General features: G+C 72.6%; 21 protein-coding genes. 11 read left to right on the top strand and 10 right to left on the bottom strand.

Annotation, left to right across the window (positions count from 1 at the left end; genetic code table 11):
* Positions 1-72 precede the first annotated feature (72 nt).
* A complete protein-coding gene (locus OG990_RS26280) occupies positions 73-717 on the top strand; it encodes an NAD(P)H-dependent oxidoreductase (protein ID WP_328423155.1) in 645 nt (214 codons plus the stop codon).
* A 69-nt stretch (positions 718-786) separates the two neighbouring features.
* Here the strand turns inward: OG990_RS26280 and OG990_RS26275 are convergent, their stop codons facing one another.
* From OG990_RS26275 to OG990_RS26265, 3 genes are all read right to left on the bottom strand, one after another.
* Positions 787-1,821 (bottom strand): 2-oxoacid:ferredoxin oxidoreductase subunit beta, encoded by a 1,035-nt coding sequence (locus OG990_RS26275; RefSeq protein WP_406077479.1) that lies wholly within the window; start codon positions 1,819-1,821, stop codon positions 787-789.
* The gene (locus OG990_RS26270) at positions 1,814-3,661 is read right to left on the bottom strand and encodes a 2-oxoacid:acceptor oxidoreductase subunit alpha (RefSeq protein WP_328423159.1); all 1,848 of its coding nucleotides are present in this window, start codon (positions 3,659-3,661) and stop codon (positions 1,814-1,816) included. Before OG990_RS26270 ends, OG990_RS26275 begins: the two co-directional genes overlap by 8 nt.
* Before the next feature lie 315 nt (positions 3,662-3,976).
* Entirely contained in the window at positions 3,977-5,422 is a 1,446-nt protein-coding gene (locus tag OG990_RS26265; protein WP_406077477.1) for a hypothetical protein, read from the bottom strand.
* A 129-nt stretch (positions 5,423-5,551) separates the two neighbouring features.
* Here OG990_RS26265 and ndhC point away from each other — a divergent pair, with 129 nt between their 5' ends.
* Complete coding sequence (gene ndhC, locus OG990_RS26260) at positions 5,552-5,929, top strand: NADH-quinone oxidoreductase subunit A (protein WP_328423163.1); 378 nt, start codon at positions 5,552-5,554, stop codon at positions 5,927-5,929.
* Positions 5,930-5,996: 67 nt separating this feature from the next.
* Here ndhC and folP read toward each other — a convergent pair whose 3' ends face one another.
* A complete protein-coding gene (gene folP / locus OG990_RS26255) occupies positions 5,997-6,866 on the bottom strand; it encodes a dihydropteroate synthase (RefSeq protein WP_355602225.1) in 870 nt (289 codons plus the stop codon).
* A gap of 152 nt (positions 6,867-7,018) precedes the next feature.
* On the opposite strand from folP, the gene OG990_RS26250 reads away from it, so the two are divergent.
* From OG990_RS26250 to OG990_RS26235, 4 genes are read left to right on the top strand one after another with little or no spacing between them, the layout of a single operon-like run.
* Positions 7,019-7,645 carry a DivIVA domain-containing protein gene (locus tag OG990_RS26250; protein ID WP_406077476.1) on the top strand — a complete coding sequence of 209 codons (627 nt, stop codon included), beginning with the start codon at positions 7,019-7,021 and terminating at the stop codon, positions 7,643-7,645.
* A complete protein-coding gene (locus OG990_RS26245; protein ID WP_328423169.1) occupies positions 7,642-8,139 on the top strand; it encodes an SRPBCC family protein in 498 nt (165 codons plus the stop codon). Before OG990_RS26250 ends, OG990_RS26245 begins: the two co-directional genes overlap by 4 nt.
* Positions 8,140-8,197: 58 nt before the next feature.
* Positions 8,198-8,779 carry a DNA-3-methyladenine glycosylase I gene (locus OG990_RS26240; RefSeq protein ID WP_328423171.1) on the top strand — a complete coding sequence of 194 codons (582 nt, stop codon included), beginning with the start codon at positions 8,198-8,200 and terminating at the stop codon, positions 8,777-8,779.
* A gap of 13 nt (positions 8,780-8,792) precedes the next feature.
* Complete coding sequence (locus OG990_RS26235; RefSeq protein ID WP_386985357.1) at positions 8,793-9,416, top strand: hypothetical protein; 624 nt, start codon at positions 8,793-8,795, stop codon at positions 9,414-9,416.
* 12 nt (positions 9,417-9,428) lie between these two features.
* On the opposite strand, the gene OG990_RS26230 is transcribed toward OG990_RS26235, so the two are convergent.
* Both OG990_RS26230 and OG990_RS26225 read right to left on the bottom strand, forming a co-directional pair.
* The gene (locus tag OG990_RS26230) at positions 9,429-10,220 is read right to left on the bottom strand and encodes an enoyl-CoA hydratase-related protein (protein WP_328423175.1); all 792 of its coding nucleotides are present in this window, start codon (positions 10,218-10,220) and stop codon (positions 9,429-9,431) included.
* A gap of 4 nt (positions 10,221-10,224) precedes the next feature.
* The gene (locus tag OG990_RS26225; protein WP_328423177.1) at positions 10,225-11,043 is read right to left on the bottom strand and encodes a PaaX family transcriptional regulator C-terminal domain-containing protein; all 819 of its coding nucleotides are present in this window, start codon (positions 11,041-11,043) and stop codon (positions 10,225-10,227) included.
* 189 nt (positions 11,044-11,232) lie between these two features.
* Here OG990_RS26225 and OG990_RS26220 point away from each other — a divergent pair, with 189 nt between their 5' ends.
* Together OG990_RS26220 and OG990_RS26215 are read left to right on the top strand one after the other, a co-directional pair.
* Positions 11,233-11,400 carry a DUF3117 domain-containing protein gene (locus tag OG990_RS26220; protein WP_007455245.1) on the top strand — a complete coding sequence of 56 codons (168 nt, stop codon included), beginning with the start codon at positions 11,233-11,235 and terminating at the stop codon, positions 11,398-11,400.
* Between the two features lie 147 nt (positions 11,401-11,547).
* Positions 11,548-13,023, top strand: a complete 1,476-nt coding sequence (locus tag OG990_RS26215) for a leucyl aminopeptidase family protein (protein ID WP_406077475.1) — start codon at positions 11,548-11,550, stop codon at positions 13,021-13,023.
* A gap of 6 nt (positions 13,024-13,029) precedes the next feature.
* Here OG990_RS26215 and OG990_RS26210 read toward each other — a convergent pair whose 3' ends face one another.
* Positions 13,030-13,617, bottom strand: a complete 588-nt coding sequence (locus OG990_RS26210; protein WP_328423181.1) for an O-methyltransferase — start codon at positions 13,615-13,617, stop codon at positions 13,030-13,032.
* A gap of 281 nt (positions 13,618-13,898) precedes the next feature.
* On the opposite strand from OG990_RS26210, the gene OG990_RS26205 reads away from it, so the two are divergent.
* Together OG990_RS26205 and OG990_RS26200 are read left to right on the top strand one after the other, a co-directional pair.
* The gene (locus OG990_RS26205; RefSeq protein ID WP_386986682.1) at positions 13,899-15,359 is read left to right on the top strand and encodes a S1C family serine protease; all 1,461 of its coding nucleotides are present in this window, start codon (positions 13,899-13,901) and stop codon (positions 15,357-15,359) included.
* 76 nt (positions 15,360-15,435) lie between these two features.
* On the top strand, positions 15,436-15,858 hold the full coding sequence (locus OG990_RS26200) for a preprotein translocase subunit TatB (protein WP_355602237.1): 423 nt from the start codon (positions 15,436-15,438) through the stop codon (positions 15,856-15,858).
* 153 nt (positions 15,859-16,011) lie between these two features.
* On the opposite strand, the gene OG990_RS26195 is transcribed toward OG990_RS26200, so the two are convergent.
* The 3 genes from OG990_RS26195 to OG990_RS26185 form a co-directional block, all read right to left on the bottom strand.
* Positions 16,012-17,160 carry an Mrp/NBP35 family ATP-binding protein gene (locus OG990_RS26195; protein WP_109819779.1) on the bottom strand — a complete coding sequence of 383 codons (1,149 nt, stop codon included), beginning with the start codon at positions 17,158-17,160 and terminating at the stop codon, positions 16,012-16,014.
* A gap of 87 nt (positions 17,161-17,247) precedes the next feature.
* Positions 17,248-17,898, bottom strand: coding sequence for a DUF1003 domain-containing protein (locus tag OG990_RS26190; protein WP_386985352.1), 651 nt, complete (start codon positions 17,896-17,898; stop codon positions 17,248-17,250).
* Positions 17,891-19,177: a magnesium transporter MgtE N-terminal domain-containing protein gene (locus tag OG990_RS26185; protein WP_386985350.1), complete on the bottom strand. Its 1,287-nt coding sequence runs from the start codon at positions 19,175-19,177 to the stop codon at positions 17,891-17,893. Before OG990_RS26185 ends, OG990_RS26190 begins: the two co-directional genes overlap by 8 nt.
* A 33-nt stretch (positions 19,178-19,210) precedes the next feature.
* On the opposite strand from OG990_RS26185, the gene OG990_RS26180 reads away from it, so the two are divergent.
* A complete protein-coding gene (locus tag OG990_RS26180; protein ID WP_328423191.1) occupies positions 19,211-20,080 on the top strand; it encodes a PhzF family phenazine biosynthesis protein in 870 nt (289 codons plus the stop codon).
* Positions 20,081-20,094 lie beyond the last annotated feature (14 nt).

Here is a 20,094-nt window from a genome sequence, read left to right as displayed (position 1 = left end):
CTACCGAGCTGATGAAACATCTGCCTGCTATAAATAGTTGGTGCTACACAGACGATCCTTGGAGGAGGAATAATGCATCTGTTGCATATCGATTCGAGCATCCGAGGCGATTGGTCGGTCAGCCGACGGCTCACCGCCCGCGCCGTCGCCACCTGGCGTGCCGCCCACCCGGACGGCACTGTGACCTATCGAGATCTGGGCGCCGAGCCGCTGCCACACCTGGACGCGGCGGGTGGCCTGGCCCGGATGACGCCACCGGACCAGCACACCCCGGCGCAGCGTGACTCCTGGGAGCTCAGCGAGCGCGTGGTCCGTGAGGTGCAGCAGGCCGACGTGGTGCTTCTCGGGCTGCCGCTCTACAACTACGGCGCGCCCAGCAGCGTGAAGGCCTGGGTCGACCACCTGATCCTGCCCGGGTTGGCCTATGACCCGGTGACCCAGAAGGGCCTGCTCGGCGGGCGGGAGTTCGTCGTGCTCGCCACCCGTGGTGGCGGCTACGGCGAGGGCACGCCCCGCAACGGCTGGGACCACGCCGAGCCGTGGCTCCCGCACGGCCTGTCGCAGACCGGCCTGGAGCCGCGCTTCATCGCCACCGAACTGACCCTCGCCCCCGCGGTCCCGGCGATGGCCGAACTCATCCCGCTGCACGAGGCGAGCCTCGCGGCGACCGAGAAGGAGATCGACAACCTCTGGCTGCCGGCCTCCACCCAGCGCTGAGCAGAGCCGATACGACGAGAGCGGCCGCCCCCACCCGGGGACGGCCGCTCTCTCGTCAGGTCGTACGGGTCAGAGGATCGTCCAGGTGTCGCCGCTGCCCAGCAGGCCGGCGAGTTGCTGCTCGGGGGTCTCGGTGACCTTCGCCTTGGCGGCGGCGAGCTGGCTCTGCACCACGCTGTCGTAGGACGGCCGGTCCACGTTGCGGAACACCCCGATCGGGGTGTTGCGCAGGTCCAGGCCGGGCAGCCGGGACAGCGCGAAGGCGTACGCCGGGTCGGCCACCGTCGCGTCGTGCACGACGATTTCCTCCGGGCGGACCGAGCTGGTGTCCCGGACCTCCAGGCCGAACCCGCCCGGCGGGTGTACGACGCAGAACCGCCCGTCGGCGCCGAAGGTGATCGGCTGCCCGTGCTCCAGGCGAATCAGGTAGTCGTCCCGGGTGGACGGGTCCTTGAGCTGGTCGAACGCCCCATCGTTGAAGATGTTGCAGTTCTGGTAGATCTCCACGAACGCCGAGCCCTCGTGCTCGGCGGCGGCCCGCAGCACCGACTGCAGGTGCTTGCGGTCGGAGTCGATGGTCCGGCCGACGAAGCTGGCCTCCGCGCCGAGGGCGAGGGAGAGCGGGTTGAACGGGGCGTCCGCCGAGCCGGACGGAGTGGACTTGGTGATCTTCCCGACCTCGGAGGTCGGCGAATACTGCCCCTTGGTCAGCCCGTAGATCCGGTTGTTGAACAGCAGGATCTTGAGGTTGACGTTCCGCCGCAGCGCGTGGATCAGGTGGTTGCCGCCGATGGAGAGCGCGTCACCGTCACCGGTGACCACCCAGACCGAGAGGTCCGGCCGGGACACCGACAGGCCGGTGGCGATCGCCGGGGCGCGGCCGTGGATCGAGTGCATCCCGTACGTGTTCATGTAGTACGGGAAGCGGGACGAGCAGCCGATCCCGGAGACGAAGACAGTCCGTTCCCGGGGGATGTTCAGCTCCGGCATGAACTGCTGGATCGCCGCCAGGATGGCGTAGTCGCCGCAGCCAGGGCACCAGCGCACTTCCTGGTCGGACTTGAAGTCCTTGGCGGTGAGCTTGAGCGCGACGGACTCAGACATTCTTCAGCACCTCTTCCAGCGTCGTCTCCAGCTCGGCGGACGTGAACGGCAGGCCGCGGACCTGGTTGTAGCTGATCGCGTCGACCAGGTAGCGGGCCCGGATGACGTGCGCCAGCTGGCCCAGGTTCATCTCCGGAATGACCACGCGGTCGTAGGAGCGCAGCACCTCGCCGAGGTTGGCCGGCATCGGCGCCAGGTGCCGCAGGTGCGCCTGGGCGACGGACAGGCCCCGCTGGCGCAGCCCACGGCAGGCCGCGCCGATCGGCCCGTACGTCGAGCCCCAGCCGAGCACCAGCACCCGTGCGTCGCCGTCCGGGTCCTCCACCTCGATGTCCGGCACCGGGATGGTCTCGATCCGGGCTGCCCTCGTACGCACCATGAAGTCGTGGTTGGCCGGATCGTAGGAGATGTCCCCGGTCTTGTCGGCCTTCTCCAGCCCGCCGATCCGGTGCTCCAGCCCTGCGGTGCCCGGGATCGCCCACGGCCGGGCCAGGGTCTCCGGGTCGCGCAGGTACGGCAGGAAGGTGGTGCCGTCCTCGCCGTTGGGCTTGGTGGCGAACTCCACCCGCAGGTCGGGGAGTGACTCGACGTCGGGCAGCAGCCACGGCTCCGAGCCGTTGGCGACGTAGTTGTCCGACAGGAGGATCACCGGGGTGCGGTAGGTCAGCGCGATCCGGGCGGCCTCCAGCGCGGCGAAGAAGCAGTCCGACGGCGATCTGGGCGCGATCACCGCGATCGGCGCCTCGCCGTGCCGGCCGTAGAGCGCGATGTTGAGGTCGGCCTGCTCGGTCTTGGTCGGCATGCCGGTCGACGGGCCGGCGCGCTGCACGTCCACGATCACCAGCGGCAGCTCCAGCGCCACCGCGAGCGAGATCGTCTCGCTCTTGAGCGCCACGCCGGGGCCGCTGGTGGTGGTCACCCCGAGCGACCCGCCGTACGACGCGCCCAGTGCGGCGCCGACCGCGGCGATCTCGTCCTCCGCCTGCATGGTGAGCACGCCGAAGCGCTTGTGCTTGCTCAGCTCGTGCAGGATGTCCGAGGCCGGCGTGATCGGGTACGCGCCGAGGAAGACCGGCAGCCCGGAGCGGACTCCGGCAGCGACCAGACCCAGCGAGAGTGCGGCGTTGCCGGTGATGTTGCGGTAGGTGCCCGGCTTCATCTTCGCCGGCTTGACCTCGTAGCGGACCGCGAAGTCCTCGGTGGTCTCGCCGAAGTTCCAGCCGGCCTTGAACGCGGCCACGTTCGCCGCGACCAACTCCGGGCGGGCCGCGAACTTACGCTCCAGGAAGCGCAGCGTCGACTCGTACGGCCGGGAGTACATCCAGGAGAGCAGGCCGAGGGCGAACATGTTCTTCGACCGCTCGGCGTCCTTCTTGGACACCTCGTGGGCGGCGAGCGCGCCGACCGTCATCGAGGTCAGCGCCACCGGGTGCACGACGTAGCCGGCCAGCGACTCGTCGTCGAGCGGGCTGGTCTGGTAGCCGACCTTGGCCAGGTTGCGCCTGGTGAACTCGTCGGTGTTGACGATGATGTCCGCGCCGCGCGGCAGGTCGGCCAGGTTGGCCTTGAGCGCCGCGGGGTTCATCGCCACCAGCACGTTGGGCGCGTCGCCCGGGGTGAGGATGTCGTAGTCGGCGAAGTGCACCTGGAAGCTCGACACGCCGGGCAGGGTGCCGGCGGGAGCCCGGATCTCGGCGGGGAAGTTGGGCAGCGTGGAGATGTCGTTGCCGAGCTGTGCCGTCTCCGAGGTGAACCGGTCGCCGGTCAACTGCATGCCATCGCCGGAGTCACCGGCGAACCGGATGACCACCCGGTCGAGTTGACGGATCTGCTTGGTCACGCCTGCACCTCGCTTCGCTGCGCGCGGTCGCGCGGGCGGCTGAACATGATGGTGACCTCGCCTTGCCCGGCCACGGAACCTCCTTGACGCAACGCTGCAACGCACCGCCCCAGGCTGGTCCGGTCCGCTGTCGTTCCTCACCTGAGAGCCTACGTCGAACGGACCCCCGACCCTCCCCAGAGGTCCGCCGACTGGGACCGGATCGGGCCGAGAATTACCCGGTTTTGCGACGTTTCGCCCGGCCCGCCGTAATCCAGATCACCGTCGACGTCGCGCCGGCGACCCCGATCGGCCGGCGGGCCCAGGTGTCGCTGCTCAGTCGGTGGCGGTGGTGGGCCGGTTGGGTGCCCGGTCGGTGAGCCGGCGACGCAGCGAGATGGTGGCCAGCGCCAGGGCCAGCACCACCAGCAGCGCGGAGACCGCGATCAGGATGACCGCAGTGCGCCGTACCGAGGTCATCGGGCCGTCGTCGGCGGTCCCGCCGCCGCCGAGTACGCCCTGAGAGCCGGTCGGCGCGGGGGGTGAGACCACCGGGGTGGCCAGCGCGGCCGCCGCGGTGATCCGGAAGCTCATCTGCACCTGTCGGGTCGGGCCACTGCGCGGGTCGAGCTGGCCGATCACCGCACCGGACAGCGGCGCTTCCCGCTGGGCCTGCGGCGTCGCCTCCACCGGGAGCAGCAACTCGACGGTCCTGCCCGCCGGTACCGAGCCGACGTCGCAGCGGGTGCGGGTCAGGTCGACCGCCACGCAGCCAGCCGGCGGGGTCGGCACGCTCACCCCTGCCGGCAGGACCACCTCGACCCGGCCTGCGGCGTCCGCCCTGCCGGTGTTGCCCAGCCGGACCGCGAGGGTGCTCGGGGCGCCGCTGATGTCGAAGGCCACCTCGTCGGCGGCCAGCGAGATCCCGGAGACCGGCGGGCCGGGCGGGAAGAGCACCGCGAAGCCCTGGTCGTCGGTCGCCTCGCCGGCCACTCCCGGCGCGTCCGCGGCGACCTGCACGGACCCGCTGAGCGGCATCTGGCGCCAGGCGTTGCCGGCCACCCGCAGCCGGAGCAGGCTGCTGAACCGGGCGCCCGCCATGGCCGTCCAGGCCCCGCACCGGTACGCGCCGCCGCCGGTGGTGGCGCATCCCCTCGTCCCGGCATCGGTCAGGCCGGCGGGCAGGGTGTACGAGAGCCGGATCCGCTGGGCGGCGGTGCCTGTATTGGTCACCGTGACCCGGAGCGTGGTGACCGTGCTGGCCGCGTTCCAGTACGTCCCGGTGACGGTGACGTCCTCGGTGGTGACCTGCACGCCGAGCGGGTTCGGCGGCGGGGCGTCCGGGCCGGGCGCCGACGGGCGGACCGGCGGCACGGTGGGCGCCGGCGGCCGGGGCGTGGGAGGCCGGGTGGTGCTGCCCGGCGCGGGTGCGGTGGTGGTCGGTGGCGGCGGCACGTCCGGCGCGGTGGTCTCCGGGGCCGGTGGCGTCGTCTCCGGCGGCGGCGCGGTGGTCTCCGGGGCCGGGTCGGTCGGCACGGGATCGTCGCCCGGTCCCTCGGTCGGGGTGGGCTCATCCGTCGGGGTTGTCCCGGGGCCCGGCTCAGGTTCCGTCGCCGGGTCGGTCATCACCGCGATCGGGTTGGCCTCCGGCACCGCCGCGCCGGCCCAGGTCGGCCCCACGGCGAGTGCCGCGAGCAGGCCGAGCGCGAGCGATGTCGGCAGCAGGGGCGTGGAACGCCGACCCGCCGCCCGGCCACCGGGCGGTAAGTTCAGGCGGGCCATCTGTCCTCCGGTGACATGGGTGAGGGTTCCAGTATTCGGTCACAGTTGCCCCAGTGCACTAGTCCCATCTGGAAACAAATCCGTAACGTGTTTGGGACGGCCGTTCGGGGCGGGCGGTAGGCTCCCGTCGTGACCGGTTACCTGGGCTCGTACGCGACGCTCGGGCTCTTGCTGCTCGCCAGCGTCCTGTTCTTCGTCACTGCGTTCTCTGCCAACCGGGTGTTACGTCCCGCCCGTCCGGCCAATCCGGTCGGTAAGCGGACCAGCTACGAGTGCGGGCTCGACCCGGTCGGCGCGGACTGGGCGCAGATGCAGATCCGCTACTACGTCTACGCCTACCTGTACGTCCTGTTCGCGGTCGAGGCGGTGTTCCTCTTCCCCTGGGCGGTGGTCTTCGACCGGCCGGGCTTCGGCCTGGTCACGGTGGTGGAGATGGCGGTGTTCGTGGCGGTGCTCGCGCTCGGCATCCTCTATGCCTGGCGTAGGAACATCCTGCGCTGGACCTGACCGCCGCGGCCTCCGGCGATCGTGTCGGTCCGCCCGGCCGTTCGCGGCCCGTTGTCGCGACGACCGGTCAGGCCAGGCCCCGGCGGGTCACCGCGGGCGGTCGGTCACCGCGGATCGAGGCCACCATGTCCAGCACCCGGCGGGTGGGCCCGACCTGGTGTGCGCGGAACACCTGGGCACCCAGCCAGGCGGAGATGGCGGTCGCGGCGAGCGTCCCCTCCAGCCGCTCGGCCACCGGCAGGTCCAGCGTCTCGCCGATGAAGTCCTTGTTGGACAGCGCCACCAGCAGCGGCCAGCCGGTCCCGGACAGCTCGTCCAGCCGGCGGGTGATCTCCAGGGAGTGCCGCGTGTTCTTGCCGAAGTCATGTGCCGGGTCGACGAGGATCCCGTCGGGGCGTACCCCCGCCGCCACCGCGCGCTCGGCGAGCCCGGTGACCGTCGCGACCACGTCGGCGACCACATCGTCGAAGGCGGCCCGGTGCGGTCGGGTCCGCGGAACCAGCCCGCCCGCGTGTGAGCAGACCAGGCCGGCGCCGGTCTGCGCGGCTACCCGGGCCAGCGCCGGGTCGGCACCCGACCAGGTGTCGTTGAGCAGGTCGGCACCGGCTGCCACGGCCTCCACCGCCACCTCGGCACGCCAGGTGTCGATGGAGATCACCACGTCCGGGAAGGCGGCCCGCACGGCGGCGATGGTGTCGACCGTGCGGCGGATCTCCTCGGTGGCGTCCACCTCGGCGCCCGGCCCGGCCTTCACCCCGCCGATGTCGATGATCTCCGCGCCCTCCTCGACCGCCCGCTCGACCGCCCGCAGCGCGCTGTCGGCGGCGAAGGTGGCGCCCCGGTCGAAGAACGAGTCCGGCGTGCGGTTGACGATCGCCATCACTACCAGCTCACCGGGGGCGAACGTCCGCCCACCCAGCCGAAGCGCCCCGGCCATGCCCGCCTCCTGAGAATCCGCACCGTCGCCGCTAGCGCCGGCGGGTCCGACGCTAGCCGGTCAGCCGACCGCCATGCCGGTCGGGCGTCGACGCCGATCGTGATCGGGGTGGTGGGGTCGCTCCCGGCCGGTCGCCGTGCCACGATCAGTGCATGGGTCAGCTTCTGCTCCTCCTGGTCGTGGCGTTGACCGTCGCAGCGGTGGTTTTCGGCGTGACGGTGCTGGTCAGCGGCCGTGATCCCGGCCTGGCGCCGGCCGAGCCGGATTCGCAGGCCGTGCCCCTGCCGGGCACCCGGCCATTGCGCGAATCCGATGTGGGCTCGGTCCGTTTCGATACCGCGCTGCGCGGGTACCGGATGGCCCAGGTCGATCAGGCGATGCGTCGCGCCGCCTACGACATCGGCTACAAGGCCGAGCTGATCGGCGTGCTGGAGGCGGAGGTCATCGCGTTGCGCGAGGGACGCACCACCGACGCGGACGCGCTGCGCCAGGCCCGTGAGCAGTCGGCTGGCGCGGCGACCGACGAGGGCGCGGTGGCTGGGCCGGGCGCGGCCGGCACTGGTTCGCTGCCCGACGCCACCTCTTCCCCAGCGGACTCCGACGGCGTGGCACCGGCCAACGGCGAGCCGACCACGGCCGCGGCCGGGTCGGCCGGCACTGGTTCGCTGCCCGATGCCACCTCCTCTCCGGCAGACTCCGACGGCGTGGCGCCGATCGTCGGCGAGCCGGCCGGCGGCAACGGACAGCACGGCGCGGTGGTGCGGTCGGAGAGCGCGTGACCGGCCCGGAGGGCGCCGACGATCTTCGCGAGGCGGCCCAACCGGGCGCTGGCGAGGTGACCGCCACGGTGATCGTCAAAGCCCCGGCGGAGCGGGTCTTCGCCGCGCTGCTCGCCTGGGACCGTCAGTCCGACTGGATCCCGTTCACGCGGGTGCGGGTGGTCGAGGGCGACGGCCGCGAGGGCAGCCGGATCGAGGCGGTGACCACGGTCGGCCCGGCGGTGCTGCGCGACGAGATGCGGGTGGTCCGGGTCGACGAGCCGTACGAGATCGGCGTGGTGCACTGTGGCCAACTGCTGCGTGGCCCGGGCGTGCTGCGCTGCACCCAGATGGACCGGGACCGCACCCAGGTGGTCTGGCACGAGTGGTTCCACCTTCCGGGTGGCCGGGCCGGTCAGCTGGCGTGGCCGGTGCTCTGGCCCGGTTCCAAGGTCGGCCTCACCCAGACGCTGAAGAGGTTCGCCCGTCTGGTCGAGCAGGGCCGACTGCCCTGACCCACGCCCGGCGGCCGGCGGCAATGGCGTGTCAGTCGGATGGCCTAGCGTGTACGAGGTGACTGACCTGGTGATCGGCGCCGACGGGCTGCCCCGCTGCGCCTGGGGGGCGAGCACCCCCGACTACGCCGTCTACCACGACACCGAGTGGGGGCGGCCGCTGCGCGGCGACGACGCCCTCTACGAGCGGATGACCCTCGAGGCGTTCCAGTCCGGTCTGTCCTGGCTGACCATCCTGCGCAAGCGCCCGGCGTTCCGGCTGGCCTTCGACGAGTTCCGGATCCCGACCGTCGCCGGCTACGACGACGCCGACGTGACCCGGCTGCTCGCCGACGCCGGCATCGTCCGTAACCGGGCCAAGATCGAGGCGGCGATCGCCAATGCCCGCGCCGCGCTGGAGCTGCCCGACGGGCTCTCCGCGCTGCTCTGGTCCTTCGCCCCGCCGGCCCGGCCGGCCCGTCCCGCCTCGTTCGCCGAGCTCGCGGCGATCACCCCCGAGTCGACCGCGATGGCCAAGGCGCTCAAGAAGCGCGGCTTCCGGTTCGTCGGCCCGACCACCGCGTACGCGCTCATGCAGGCGACCGGGATGGTCGACGATCACATCGTCGGCTGCCACGTCACGCTCCCACTCGCGGCGTGATGGGATGGCAGGCATGACGACCGAGACCGCGCACCGGGCCGGCGAGGCCGGCCACACCGACGGGACGGGCACCTGGGCCGTGCTGCTGCCCGCCGAACGGTACGAGGCCGAACGGCTCGTGCACCACGACGCGCTGGAGCTGACCGGGTTGACCGACGTCGGCCGGCCGAGCCCCGGTGACCGGGTGGCGGTGCTGGCCGACGCGCCGCTCCGGCTGGTGGCGCTCGGCCGGGTCACCGCCCCAGGCCAGCGGCACCGGGAAGACCCGGACGACCCCCAGTCCCCGGTCGAGCCCGGGACGCTCGTCGTGGCGTACACCCGGCGGGCCTTCGACGAGCCGGTGCCGGCCGACCGGCTGACGCTCGACGGGCCGGTCACCGCGCTGGCCCCGGCGGCCTTCCGGGCGCTGGCCGACCGGCTCGGCCCGCCCCCGGCGCGGCGCACCTGGCTGGTCAGCCTCGACCTGCCGATCGAGGCCGGCACGCCGGCCGAGGCGGTCCGGCTGTTCTGGTCGTACGTGCAGGAGCTGGGCCCGCGTGAGCTGCCCGCCTTCGTCTCGCCGTCCGGGGACGAGCTGGCCATGCAGGCGTTCGTGCTGGGCGAGGAGGCCAACCAGGACCCGGAAGAGGACGACTAGAAGGCCCAGCCGTCAGCGTCCCTCGAAGACCGGTTTCTGCTTACCGACGAAGGCGATGGTGGCCGCCCGGTGGTCGGTCGTGGCGCCGCAGATCGCCTGCGCCTGCGCCTCGGCGGCCAGCGCGTCGGCGAGGGTGCCGGCGTCGGCGATGGAGAGCTGCCGCTTGATCGCCCCGTACGCGACGGTCGGGCCGGCGGCGAGCCGGGCGGCCAGTTCCTGCGCGGCCGGCAGCACCTGCTCGTCGTCGTCCACCAGCCGGTTGAGCAGCCCCAGCTGGCAGGCCTCCTTGGCGCGGACCGGCTCGGCCAGCATCAGCAGCTCCACCGCCTTGGCGTGCCCGACCAGTCGGGGCAGCGTCCAGGAAGCGCCGGTGTCAGCGGCGAGGCCGACCTTGGCGAAGGCCATCAGGAAGCTCGTGGCCGGGCCGCCGATCCGGATGTCGGCGAGGAAGGCCAGCGAAGCGCCCGCCCCGGCGGCCATCCCACGGACGGCGGCCACCACCGGCTTGGGCAGATTGGCCAGCCGGGCGGCGATCGGGTTGTAGTGCGCCCGCACGGTGTCCAGCGGGTTACCCGCCCCGCCCTCCAGGGTCGCCACGTGCTCGCGCAGGTCCTGGCCGGCGCTGAACGACCCGCCCGCGCCGGCCAGCACGACCGCCCGGCAGGACCGGTCGGTCTCCAGCTCGGCCAGGGCGTCCCGCAGGGCCTCCTTGAGCGCCACGTCGAGCGCGTTCATGGCGTGCGGCCGGTTCAGCGTGAGGGTGACGACGGCATCGGTCCGGTCGACCAGCAACGGCTCGGTCACGTGTCTAACGACCCTTCTGTCGGACGATGCGGTTACCGGCGTCGAGGCACTGCTCGACGTACCGGTCTGCGGCCGGACGCAGGCGTGCCGCGTGCCGGTCGAAGAAGCTGGCCGCGGCGGTGCCGGGCCAGCGCTCGGGCAGCAGCGCCGGGGGCAGCTGCGGGTCCCGGAACAGGAACGTACGCCACGCGTGCACGAGCCGGAACCGGGCCGCGTACGCCTCCTCGTCGGTGCTGCGCACGGTGACCGCGCCGAGCAGCGGGCGCTGGTCGCCGACGAACCGCTCGTAGGCGCGGCCGATCTCGGTCAGGTTCCAGGCCCGGCGGACCACGCCCATCGCGCCCGGGGTGCCGGAGAAGTGGGAGGCGGTGAACCTCTCGAACCGGACACCGGCCTCAGCGAGCAGCAGGTCGACGTCCTCGGCGGGCCGGGTGGCCACCCAGGTCTGCTCGTCCAGCGTGCCGTAGCCGAGGAAGCTGAGGTTGGCGGCGAGTCGCTGGCGGTCCCGCCGGGAGCCCGGCGCCTCCAGCACGAGCAGATCGAACCGGCCGTCCCAGCTGACCCGGCCGGTCCGGTAGATCCGGGCTGCCGCTTCGTCCAGTCGTCGGGCAGCTTTCGGTGTGATCGAATATCCCGGTCCGGACGCCAACCGGAGCGGGTCGAGCCAGCCCTGACGCACCATCCGGGACACGGCGGTGCGAACGGCCGGCGGCGCGATTCCCAACGGCGCCAGCAGCTTGACCAGGGCGGCGACCGGTGCCCGGCCACCCCTCGGTCGGAGGTGGTCGCCGTACAGGTCGAAGAGTGCCGACCGTGCCTGCATGACCGCACATTGTGACAGGCCTTCTCAAGATAAGCTAGATGCTGTTACATCAATGCTGCTCCGGTTTGGGTCCGGCGGTGTTCATCAGGGAAAATCGTTGGTCGACACCCCCGCGACTGTTGCGGGTGGTCGTGAGAAGTGGCTGTGGGGCAACCCACCGACCCTGGTGTAGGTCTGAGGGGAGACAACATGGCGGCGATGAAGCCGCGGACGGGCGACGGTCCGCTGGAAGTCACCAAGGAGGGTCGGGGCATCGTTATGCGGGTCCCGCTGGAAGGCGGTGGCCGGCTCGTCGTCGAGATGACTCCCGACGAGGCCAACGCGCTCGGTGACGCGTTGAAGGCAGCTGCCGGCTGAGTGAGGAGTGATCCGGGCGGTGTATGCCGCCCGGGCCGTTCCTCGGTCCCTGAGCCACCGGTATCGCCGGTGGCTCAGGGTCTTCATCGCTGCGGACAGGCGGGTCCGGTCCCGCTCCGCGACACTTTCCTGGAGGTACGGTTCCGCGTGCTCGCCATCCGCCCGATCGCCGAGCCCGACCGGCTCGACGTCCTCGTTCTACCCGTCCGTCCCGCCGAGCAGGCAGCTGATGGCGATGCCCCGGCCGTACCGGTGCCCACCGCTGTGGCACCCCCGGACGGCACCGCCGAGGAGGCCACCGCGCTGGCGCCGGCCGCCCGACTGACCGGTCGGGCCGGCGAGGTCCACACCCAGCTACGCGCCGGGCGTTCCCCCGGCCGGCTGTTGCTCATCGGCATCGGCGACGGCGGTGAGGCCGCCTGGCGGGCCGCTGGTGCGGCTCTGGCCCGCTCCGCCGTAGATGAGACGCATATCACTATTGCGCTGCCGTCCGACGTGACTCCGGCTGCGGTCCGCGGGTTGACCGAGGGGCTGCTGCTCGCCTCGTACCGGTTCCGCCTGACCGAGGCCGGCGATCCGCCCGCACTCAGCGGCGTCGATCTGCTGCTTGCCGACCCGGCCGCGCACGAGGCGACCGTCGCCACGGCCCGGACCACCGCCGCGATGACCCGCCTCGCCCGCGATCTGACCAACGCACCCTCCTCGGTGAAGAACCCGGAGTGGTTCGCCGACCAGGTGGCCTCCGCTGCGGCCGACCTGCCCGACCTGCGCCTGCGGGTCCGTGGTCCGGCCGAGCTGGCCGCCGAGGGTTTCGGCGGAATCCTCGCCGTGGGCGGCGGCTCCGCCAGCGGCCCGCGTCTGGTCGAACTGGACTGGCACCCGGCCGACGCGCGTACCCATGTGGTGCTGATCGGCAAGGGCATCACGTTCGACACCGGCGGCATCTCGATCAAGCCGGTGCCGGCGATGAAGCTGATGCGCAAGGACATGGCCGGCGCGGCGGCGGTCGTCGCCGCCACCCTCGGCGCCGCGGCGCTGCGGCTGCCGGTCCGGATCACCACGCTGGCCCCGCTGGCCGAGAACATGGTCAGCGGTTCGGCGTTCCGCCCCGGCGACGTCATCCGGCACTACGGCGGGACGACCAGCGAGACGACCAACTCCGACGCCGAGGGCCGGCTGGTCCTCGCCGACGCGCTGGCGTACGCGGTGGACCAGCTCGCGCCGGACCTGCTGCTCGACCTGGCCACCCTCACCGGGGCCAACGCGGTGGCGTTGGGCAAGCGCACCGCCGCCCTGTACAGCGAGAACGACCAGCTGGCAGCCGACGTGCTGGCCGCGGTCGAGGCGGCTGGCGAGGCGGCCTGGCGGATGCCGCTGCACACCGACTACGTCGAGTACCTGGGCAGCGAGGTCGCCGACCTGTACAGCGCACCGGCCCAGGGCGCCGGGTCGGTGGTGGCCGCGCTCTACCTGCGCGAGTTCACCGGCGAGCTGCGGGACCGCTGGCTGCACCTGGACATGTCGGCCCCGTCCTGGGCGGATGGCGACCACGCCGAGCTCAGCCGCGGCGCGACCGGCTGGGGCGTCCGCTCGCTGCTGCGCTGGCTGGCCAACGTCAACTGACCGGGGTCAGCACTTCACCGCCGCGAGCACCCCGTGACCGACCGGAAGGAGCGCGGGTATCCAGTGCTCCGACTCCCGGACCGCCTTGATCGTCTCGCGGACCGTCACCGTCTCGGCGTCCCGGGCGGCCGGGTCACCGATCCGGCCGCCGGCCAGCATGCCGTTGAGTGCCAGCACGCCTCCGGGGCGCAGCAGCCGCAGCGCGGCTTCCACGCAGGCGTGGAAGCCGGTCGCCTCGGCGTCCACGAAGACCAGGTCGTACGCCCCGTCGGCGAGCCGCGGCAGCACGTCCAGTGCGCGACCGGTGATGATCCGGGTGCGACCGGCGGCGAAGCCCGCCTCGGTGAAGATCCGGCGGGCGATCCGCTGATGCTCCACCTCCACGTCGATGGTGGTGAGCACGCCGTCGGCGCGCATGCCGCGCAGCAGCCAGACCCCGCTCACCCCGGTGCCGGTGCCGATCTCCACCACCGCCCGGGCGTTGCCGGCCGCAGCCAGCAGCCGCAGCGCCGCTCCCGCGCCGGGGGTGACCGCGTCGAGGCCCACCTCGTGGGCCAGGCTGCGCGCGGTACGCAGGACAAGATCCTCGGTCACGTACGACTCGGCGAACTGCTGAGCCTGGGTCGTCGAACTGCCGGAACCGGCGACCGTGGCGATGGGGCACCTCCGGGACGGTGCGTGGTGCGGGGGCGGGTTGGCACTGTGAGCGTAGAGGCGACCGCCGCGGGGCGCAGCCGCGCCTCCGTCCCTCGCGATCACCGGGGGCAACCGCTGACTCCACCGCGCGCATCCGTGCAATCCTGGAGGCGGTATCCCGTCAGCTGCGACCGCGCCGGTCCGTGGCCGGGCGACGCGGCGCGGGATCCGGGGACGGACTGGGAGGCACCTACGTGACCGACGGCTGGGACTGGCGCCGGGGCGGTGAGACTCCGGCTCCGGCAACCCCGCCCGGGGCAGGGACCCCGCCGGCGGGGCCGCCGACCGCGCCGGGGGCCGGTAGCACGCCCGCGGTGTCGCCTGGTGGCCCACCGGCGGCCGGGAGCCCGCCGGTGGGATCAACGCCCGTGGCGGGCGCACCGATCGCTGGGCCGCCCACGACCTGGCCGGCACCGACGACTCCGTCGAGCGCACCCGGCACCTCGCCCTGGTGGTCGGACGCGCTGGCCGATCCGTGGCGGGACCCGGCGGCTCCGGCCGCGGTGGTGGTGCCCGCGGTGGTGATGGCCGGCACCGAGCCGGAGCCGGTCACCGACCCGGACGCACCAGGCCGTCCGACACTGCGCCACCTGCTGCTCATCCCGGTGATCACCGCGCTGCTGGCCGGCACCCTCGGCGGCGCGCTGGGCTACGCGTTCGCCGTACGCGGCGCGGCCGGCGGGACGGTTCTCGGCGGCGAACCGGCGCAGGCGCCCGCGCTGGCCCAGCGCAAGCCGGAGTCGCTGGCCGGGGTGGCCGAACGGGTCCTGCCCAGCGTGGTCACCGTGCGGGTGAGCAGCCTCGTCGGGACGAGTGAGGGCTCCGGCTTCATCGCCAGCGCGGAAGGTCATGTGATCACCAACGACCACGTGGTGGCCGGCAGCAACGGCAAGGCCTCCGTGATCTTCAACGACGGCAGCTCCGCGCCGGCGACCGTCGTTGGTCAGGACCCGGAGTCGGACATCGCGGTGATCAAGGTGAGCCGGACCGGGCTGCGGCCCGTGGAGTTCGGCGACTCCGACGCGCTGGCCGTCGGCGACCCGGTGCTCGCCATGGGCTCACCGCTCTCGCTGGCCAACACCGTCACCGCCGGCATCGTGAGCGCCCTGGACCGGACGATGCAGGCCGGGGAGCCGGGCGGTCCGGTGCGTTACTACGCGGCGATCCAGACCGACGCGGCGGTCAACCACGGCAACTCGGGTGGCCCACTGGTCGACGGCGCCGGGCGGGTGGTCGGGGTGAACTCCACCATCAAGTCGCTGGTCGCCGAGGGGCAGGAGGCCGGCAACATCGGGCTCGCCTTCGCCATCCCGATCAACCAGGCCAAGCGGGTGACCCAGGACATCATCGGCACCGGCAAGGCCCGGCGTACGGTGATCGGCGCCCAGGTCGGCGGCCCGGGCGCGGGTGCCGGCGGCGGCGTACGGCTGGCCGCCGTGGAGCCCTCCGGGCCGGCGGCCGGCGCCGGGCTGAAAGTCGGCGATGTGATCACGAAGCTCAACGGCCGGCCGATGACCGAGCCGACGGACCTGATCGCCCTGGTCCGCAAGTTCGCGCCCGGCTCGGTGGTCACCGTCGAGTTCCGGCGCGGCGCTGACCGGCAGAACGCGTCGGTCACCCTCGCCGCGGACGCGAAGTGAACAGCGGGTCACCCCCTGCCCGAAAGCGGTCTGGCGTGCGTAGTCTTGCTGCTGACGCCGAGAGGAGGCCCGCGGAATGCTCGACAACCTGAACTGGTGGGAGATCGGTGCGCTGCTGCTCCTGGCGCTGTTGATCTTCGGTGACCGGCTGCCCGGAGTCATCACCGATGGCCTGCGGCTCGTGCGTAACCTGCGCAACATGGCCCGCAACGCCACCGGCGACCTGAGTCGCGAGTTGGGCACCGACATCCAGCTCGAGGATCTGCACCCGAAGGCTTTCATCCGCAAGCACCTCCTCAGCGAGGAGGACGAGGCGGCGATCCGTAAGCCGTTGCAGGGCGTCTACGACAACCTGCGTGCGGACGTCGGCGGCGTGCACGACGAGCTGAAGGACGTGGCCAACGCGGCGGACCCGCGGTCGAAGGGGACCCGGTCCAGCACGGCCACCGGCACCCCGTCGACGCCGGCCCCCCGGGCCAGCTACGACGACGCCACCTGACCGACCCGGGCAAACGGGCCATCACCTGACCGATCGAGCAAATAGACCCGTCACCTGACCGGCCCGGCAAATCGTCCCGTCACCCTGACCGGGGCCGGCGCCTGACCGGACCCGCCGGCCGAGCGGCCGGCGGGCGAACGGTGGATCGGGCGCTCAGCGCCCGGCGGGCTTGAGGCCGAGCGGCTTGCCGAGCAGCGACTCACGGCGCAGCGCGAGCCGGTCGGCGATCGTGCCGAGTGCCTGTGCGGCCGGCGACTCCGGCTCGGCCAGCACGATCGGGTTGCCGGCGTCGCCGGCCTCCCGGACGCGGGTGTCCAGCGGGATCTGCCCGAGCAGCGGCACCTGCGCGCCGATGGTCCGGCTCAGCGACTCGGCGACCGCCGCGCCGCCGCCGGCACCGAAGATCTCCATCCGGGAGCCGTCCGGCAGCTCCAGCCAGGACATGTTCTCGATGACGCCGACCACCCGCTGGTGGGTCTGCAGAGCGATCGCACCGGCCCGCTCCGCCACCTCGGCGGCAGCGGCCTGCGGGGTGGTGACCACCAGGATCTCCGAGTTGGGCAGCAACTGGGCCAGCGAGATGGCCACGTCGCCGGTGCCCGGGGGCAGGTCGAGCAGGAGCACGTCCAGGTCGCCCCAGTAGACGTCGGCCAGGAACTGCTGCAAGGCCCGGTGCAGCATCGGGCCGCGCCACACCACGGCGGCGTTGCCGGAGGTGAACATGCCGATCGAGATCACCTTCACGCCGTGCGACTGCGGCGGCATGATCATGTCCTCGACACGGGTCGGCCGGCCGTCCGCGCCGAGCATCCGGGGCACCGAGTGGCCGTAGATGTCCGCGTCGACCACGCCCACGGAGAGCCCGCGGGCGGCCAGCGCCGCAGCCAGGTTGACCGTCACGCTGGACTTGCCGACGCCGCCCTTGCCGCTGGCCACCGCGTACACGCGGGTCCGCGAGCCGGGCTGGGCGAACGGGATGACCGGCTCCTCGCTGGCGCCCCCACCGCGTAGCTGCGACTGCAACGACTGCCGCTGCTCCGGGCTCATCACACCGAAGTCGATCTCCACACCGGTCACTCCGGGCACTGCGGCGACGGCGGCGGTGATGTCCGTACGCAGCTTGTCCTTGAGCGGACAGCCGGCGACGGTGAGCAGCAGCTCGACCCGTACGACGCCACTGGCACCGATCGTCGCGGAGCGGACCATGCCCAGCTCGGTGATGGGCCGGCGGATCTCCGGGTCGTTGACGGTGGCCAGGGCGGCCTGGATCGCGTCCTCGACGGTGCTGACAGGTGCTGACATGCCCGCAATGCTACGTCGCGGGGCATCCGCTACGGCCGTTGGCCGGGAACGGTGTGAGCCAATCGATGGCCGGCCTCGGCTCCCCGGTCAGCCGTCCTGCGGGCGTGGCCCGGTGCCGTCCGGCCGGGCCTCGGAGGTGAAGTCGCCGTCCAGGTCGTCGCGGGGTTCGTCCAGCCCCGCGCCGTCGGTCGGCCGCTGGCCACGCTTCTCCTGCCGGCTGTCCTTCTGCTGCTGGCGGCGCTCCAACCGCTGTCGGCGCTGCCCCGCCTCGTCCAACTCCTCGGCCAGCCGGGTCAGCTCGGAGCGGAGGAAGTCGCGGGTGGCCACCTCACCCAGTGCGATCCGCAGCGCGGCGATCTCCCGGGCCAGGTACTCGGTGTCCGCCTTCTGCGCCGTGGCCCGCCGCCGGTCCTCCTCCAGCGCCACCCGGTCCCGGTCCGCCTGCCGGTTCTGCGCCAGCAGGATCAACGGCGCGGCGTAGCTGGCCTGCAACGACAGCACCAGGGTGAGGAACGTGAACGTGTACGGGTCGAAGCGCAGGTCGGCCGGGGCGAGCGTGTTCCAGCCGAACCAGATCGCGATCACCACCGTCATGACGACGATGAAGTTCGCGGTGCCCATGCCGCGGGCGATGCCCTCCGACCACCGGCCGAACGCCTCGGCGTCGAACCGGGGCAGCTTGATGCCCCGGGGCTCGCGTGGCTGGTCGAGCCGTTCCGCCCGCCGCTGGTCAGCCATCCGTGCCGTCCAGCACCGGGTCGGTGGCGCCCGCTGCGGCAATGGCGTCGCGGTCCCGCCAGTCACGGGGCAGCGAGTGGTCCAGTACGTCGTCCACCGTCACGGCGCCGACCAGCCGGTTGTTCCGGTCGATCACCGGCATGGCGACCAGGTCGTAGGTGGCCATCCGGCGGGTGATCTCCGGCAGCGGGGTGGTCGGGCGCAACGGATCGATGTCGTTGACCACCACCTTGCCCAGCAGGTCGGCCGGCGGTTCGCGCAGCAAGGCCTGGAAGTGCACCATGCCCAGGTAGCGGCCGGTCGGGGTGTTCTGCGGGGCCCGGGTCACGAAGACCTGGGCGGCGACGGCGGGGGAGAGCTGCGGCTCCCGGATCCGGGCGAGTGCCTCGGCGACGGTGGCGTCCGGCGGCAGGATGACCGGCTCCGAGGTCATCACGCTGCCCGCCGTGCCGGGGGTGTACTTGAGCAACTGGCGCACCGGGTCGGCCTCGTCCGGCTCCATCAGGTCCAGCAGCACGTCCTGCTCCGGTGGGGGCAGCTCGTTGAGCAGGTCCGCGGCGTCGTCCGGGTCCATCTCCTCCAGCACGTCGGCGGCCCGTTCCCGGTCCAGCGCGGCGAGGATCTCCACCTGGTCGTGCTCCGGCAACTCGCTGAGTACGTCGGCGAGTCGCTCGTCGTCCAGGGCCGCCGCGACCTCGTTGCGTCGCGCGTCGGGCAGGTCCTGCAAGGCGTTGGCGAGGTCTGCCGGGCGCATGTCCTCCAGCACGGCGAGCAGGTTCGCCGTACCCCGGTTGTCGGCGATGCCGCTCAACCCGCGCACCCGGTCCCACTCCACCTGGTGCAGGTGGCCGCGGCGGCTGAGCCGGCCGGTCTGCTCGCGGACCGCGACCCGGGTGAGCGACCACTCGCCGCCCCGGGCACATTCCATGGCGACGTCCACCACCGCGCCGGGCTGGCCGCCCGGTTCGAGTTGCACCCGCCGGTCCAGCAGCTCCTGGAGCACCAACAGCTCGTTCGGGCGCTTCTCGAAGCGCCGCAGGTTGAGGGTGCCGGAGCCGAGCACGACGGCGTCCGCGTCGATGGACGTGATCCGGTTGATGGACAGGAAGATCCGCCGGCGCATCGGCATCTCGGCGACCAGGCCCACGACCTCCGGGGGACGCGAGGTCGCCCGCAGCCGGGCAACGGCGTCGCGGACCCGGCCCACCTGGTCACCGTTCGGGTCGAAGACGGCGACTCCGGCGAGACGGGCGATGTAGACCCGGGTCGGCGTGCTCACGGGCACCAGCCTAAGCGCCTAGTGTTTATCAACATGTCGACCTTGGCCTACGAGATCGTGGACGTCTTCACCGACCGCCCCTTCGCCGGCAACCCGCTGGCCGTGGTGTTTGGCGCGGAGGCGTTGGCCACCGAGCAGATGCAGGCGCTCGCGCTGGAGTTCAATCTCTCCGAGACCGTGTTCGTGCTGCCCCCGACCCAGTTCGGTGCCACCTACCGGGCACGGATCTTCACGCCGGTCGAGGAGTTGCCGTTCGCCGGGCACCCCAGCGTCGGCGCGGCGGTCACCGCGAGCCGGCGCGGAATGTTCGGTGTGGGGCAGGTCACCCAGGAGTGCGGCGCCGGCGTGCTGCCGATCGAGGTGACCGCGTCCGGGGCGACGCTGACCGGTGGCAGCGCCACGCTCGGCCCCGAGTTGGACCCGGAGCCGCTGCTGGAGATTGCCGGGCTGGTCGCGGACGACCACGCCGGGCCCGCACCACGGGTCGCCGGCTGCGGGCTGGAGTTCCCGTACCTGCCGGTGCGGCCGGAGTCGGTGGCCCGGGCGCGGGTGAACCCGGCGGCGGCGGAGCGGTACGGGGTGGCGCATGTCAGCGTCTTCTCCTGGGACCCCACCGCGCAAACCGCGCACGCCCGGGTCTTCGTGCCGGGGCTCGGCGTACCGGAGGACCCGGCGACCGGCTCGGCGGCGCTCGGTCTCGGTGTCTGGCTGGTGGCCAGCGGCCTGCTGCCCGGCGACGGGCTGTCCCGCTACGCGGTGCGCCAGGGTGTGGAGATGAACCGTCCGTCCGCGTTGTCCTGCACGGTCACCGCGGCGAACGGCGTGGCGGTCGGCGCGACCGTCGCCGGCCAGGTGATGCCGGTGGCGCGCGGCGAGATCGCCGTGCCACCCTTCGTGGGCTGACCGGTGCGGAGGTG

Origin of the sequence: Micromonospora sp. NBC_00858, assembly GCF_045207365.1 — a bacterium.
In the GTDB taxonomy this organism is placed as follows: domain Bacteria; phylum Actinomycetota; class Actinomycetes; order Mycobacteriales; family Micromonosporaceae; genus Micromonospora.
Note: the sequence above shows the minus strand (reverse complement) of the source record. Positions and strands in the feature narration are given on the sequence as shown.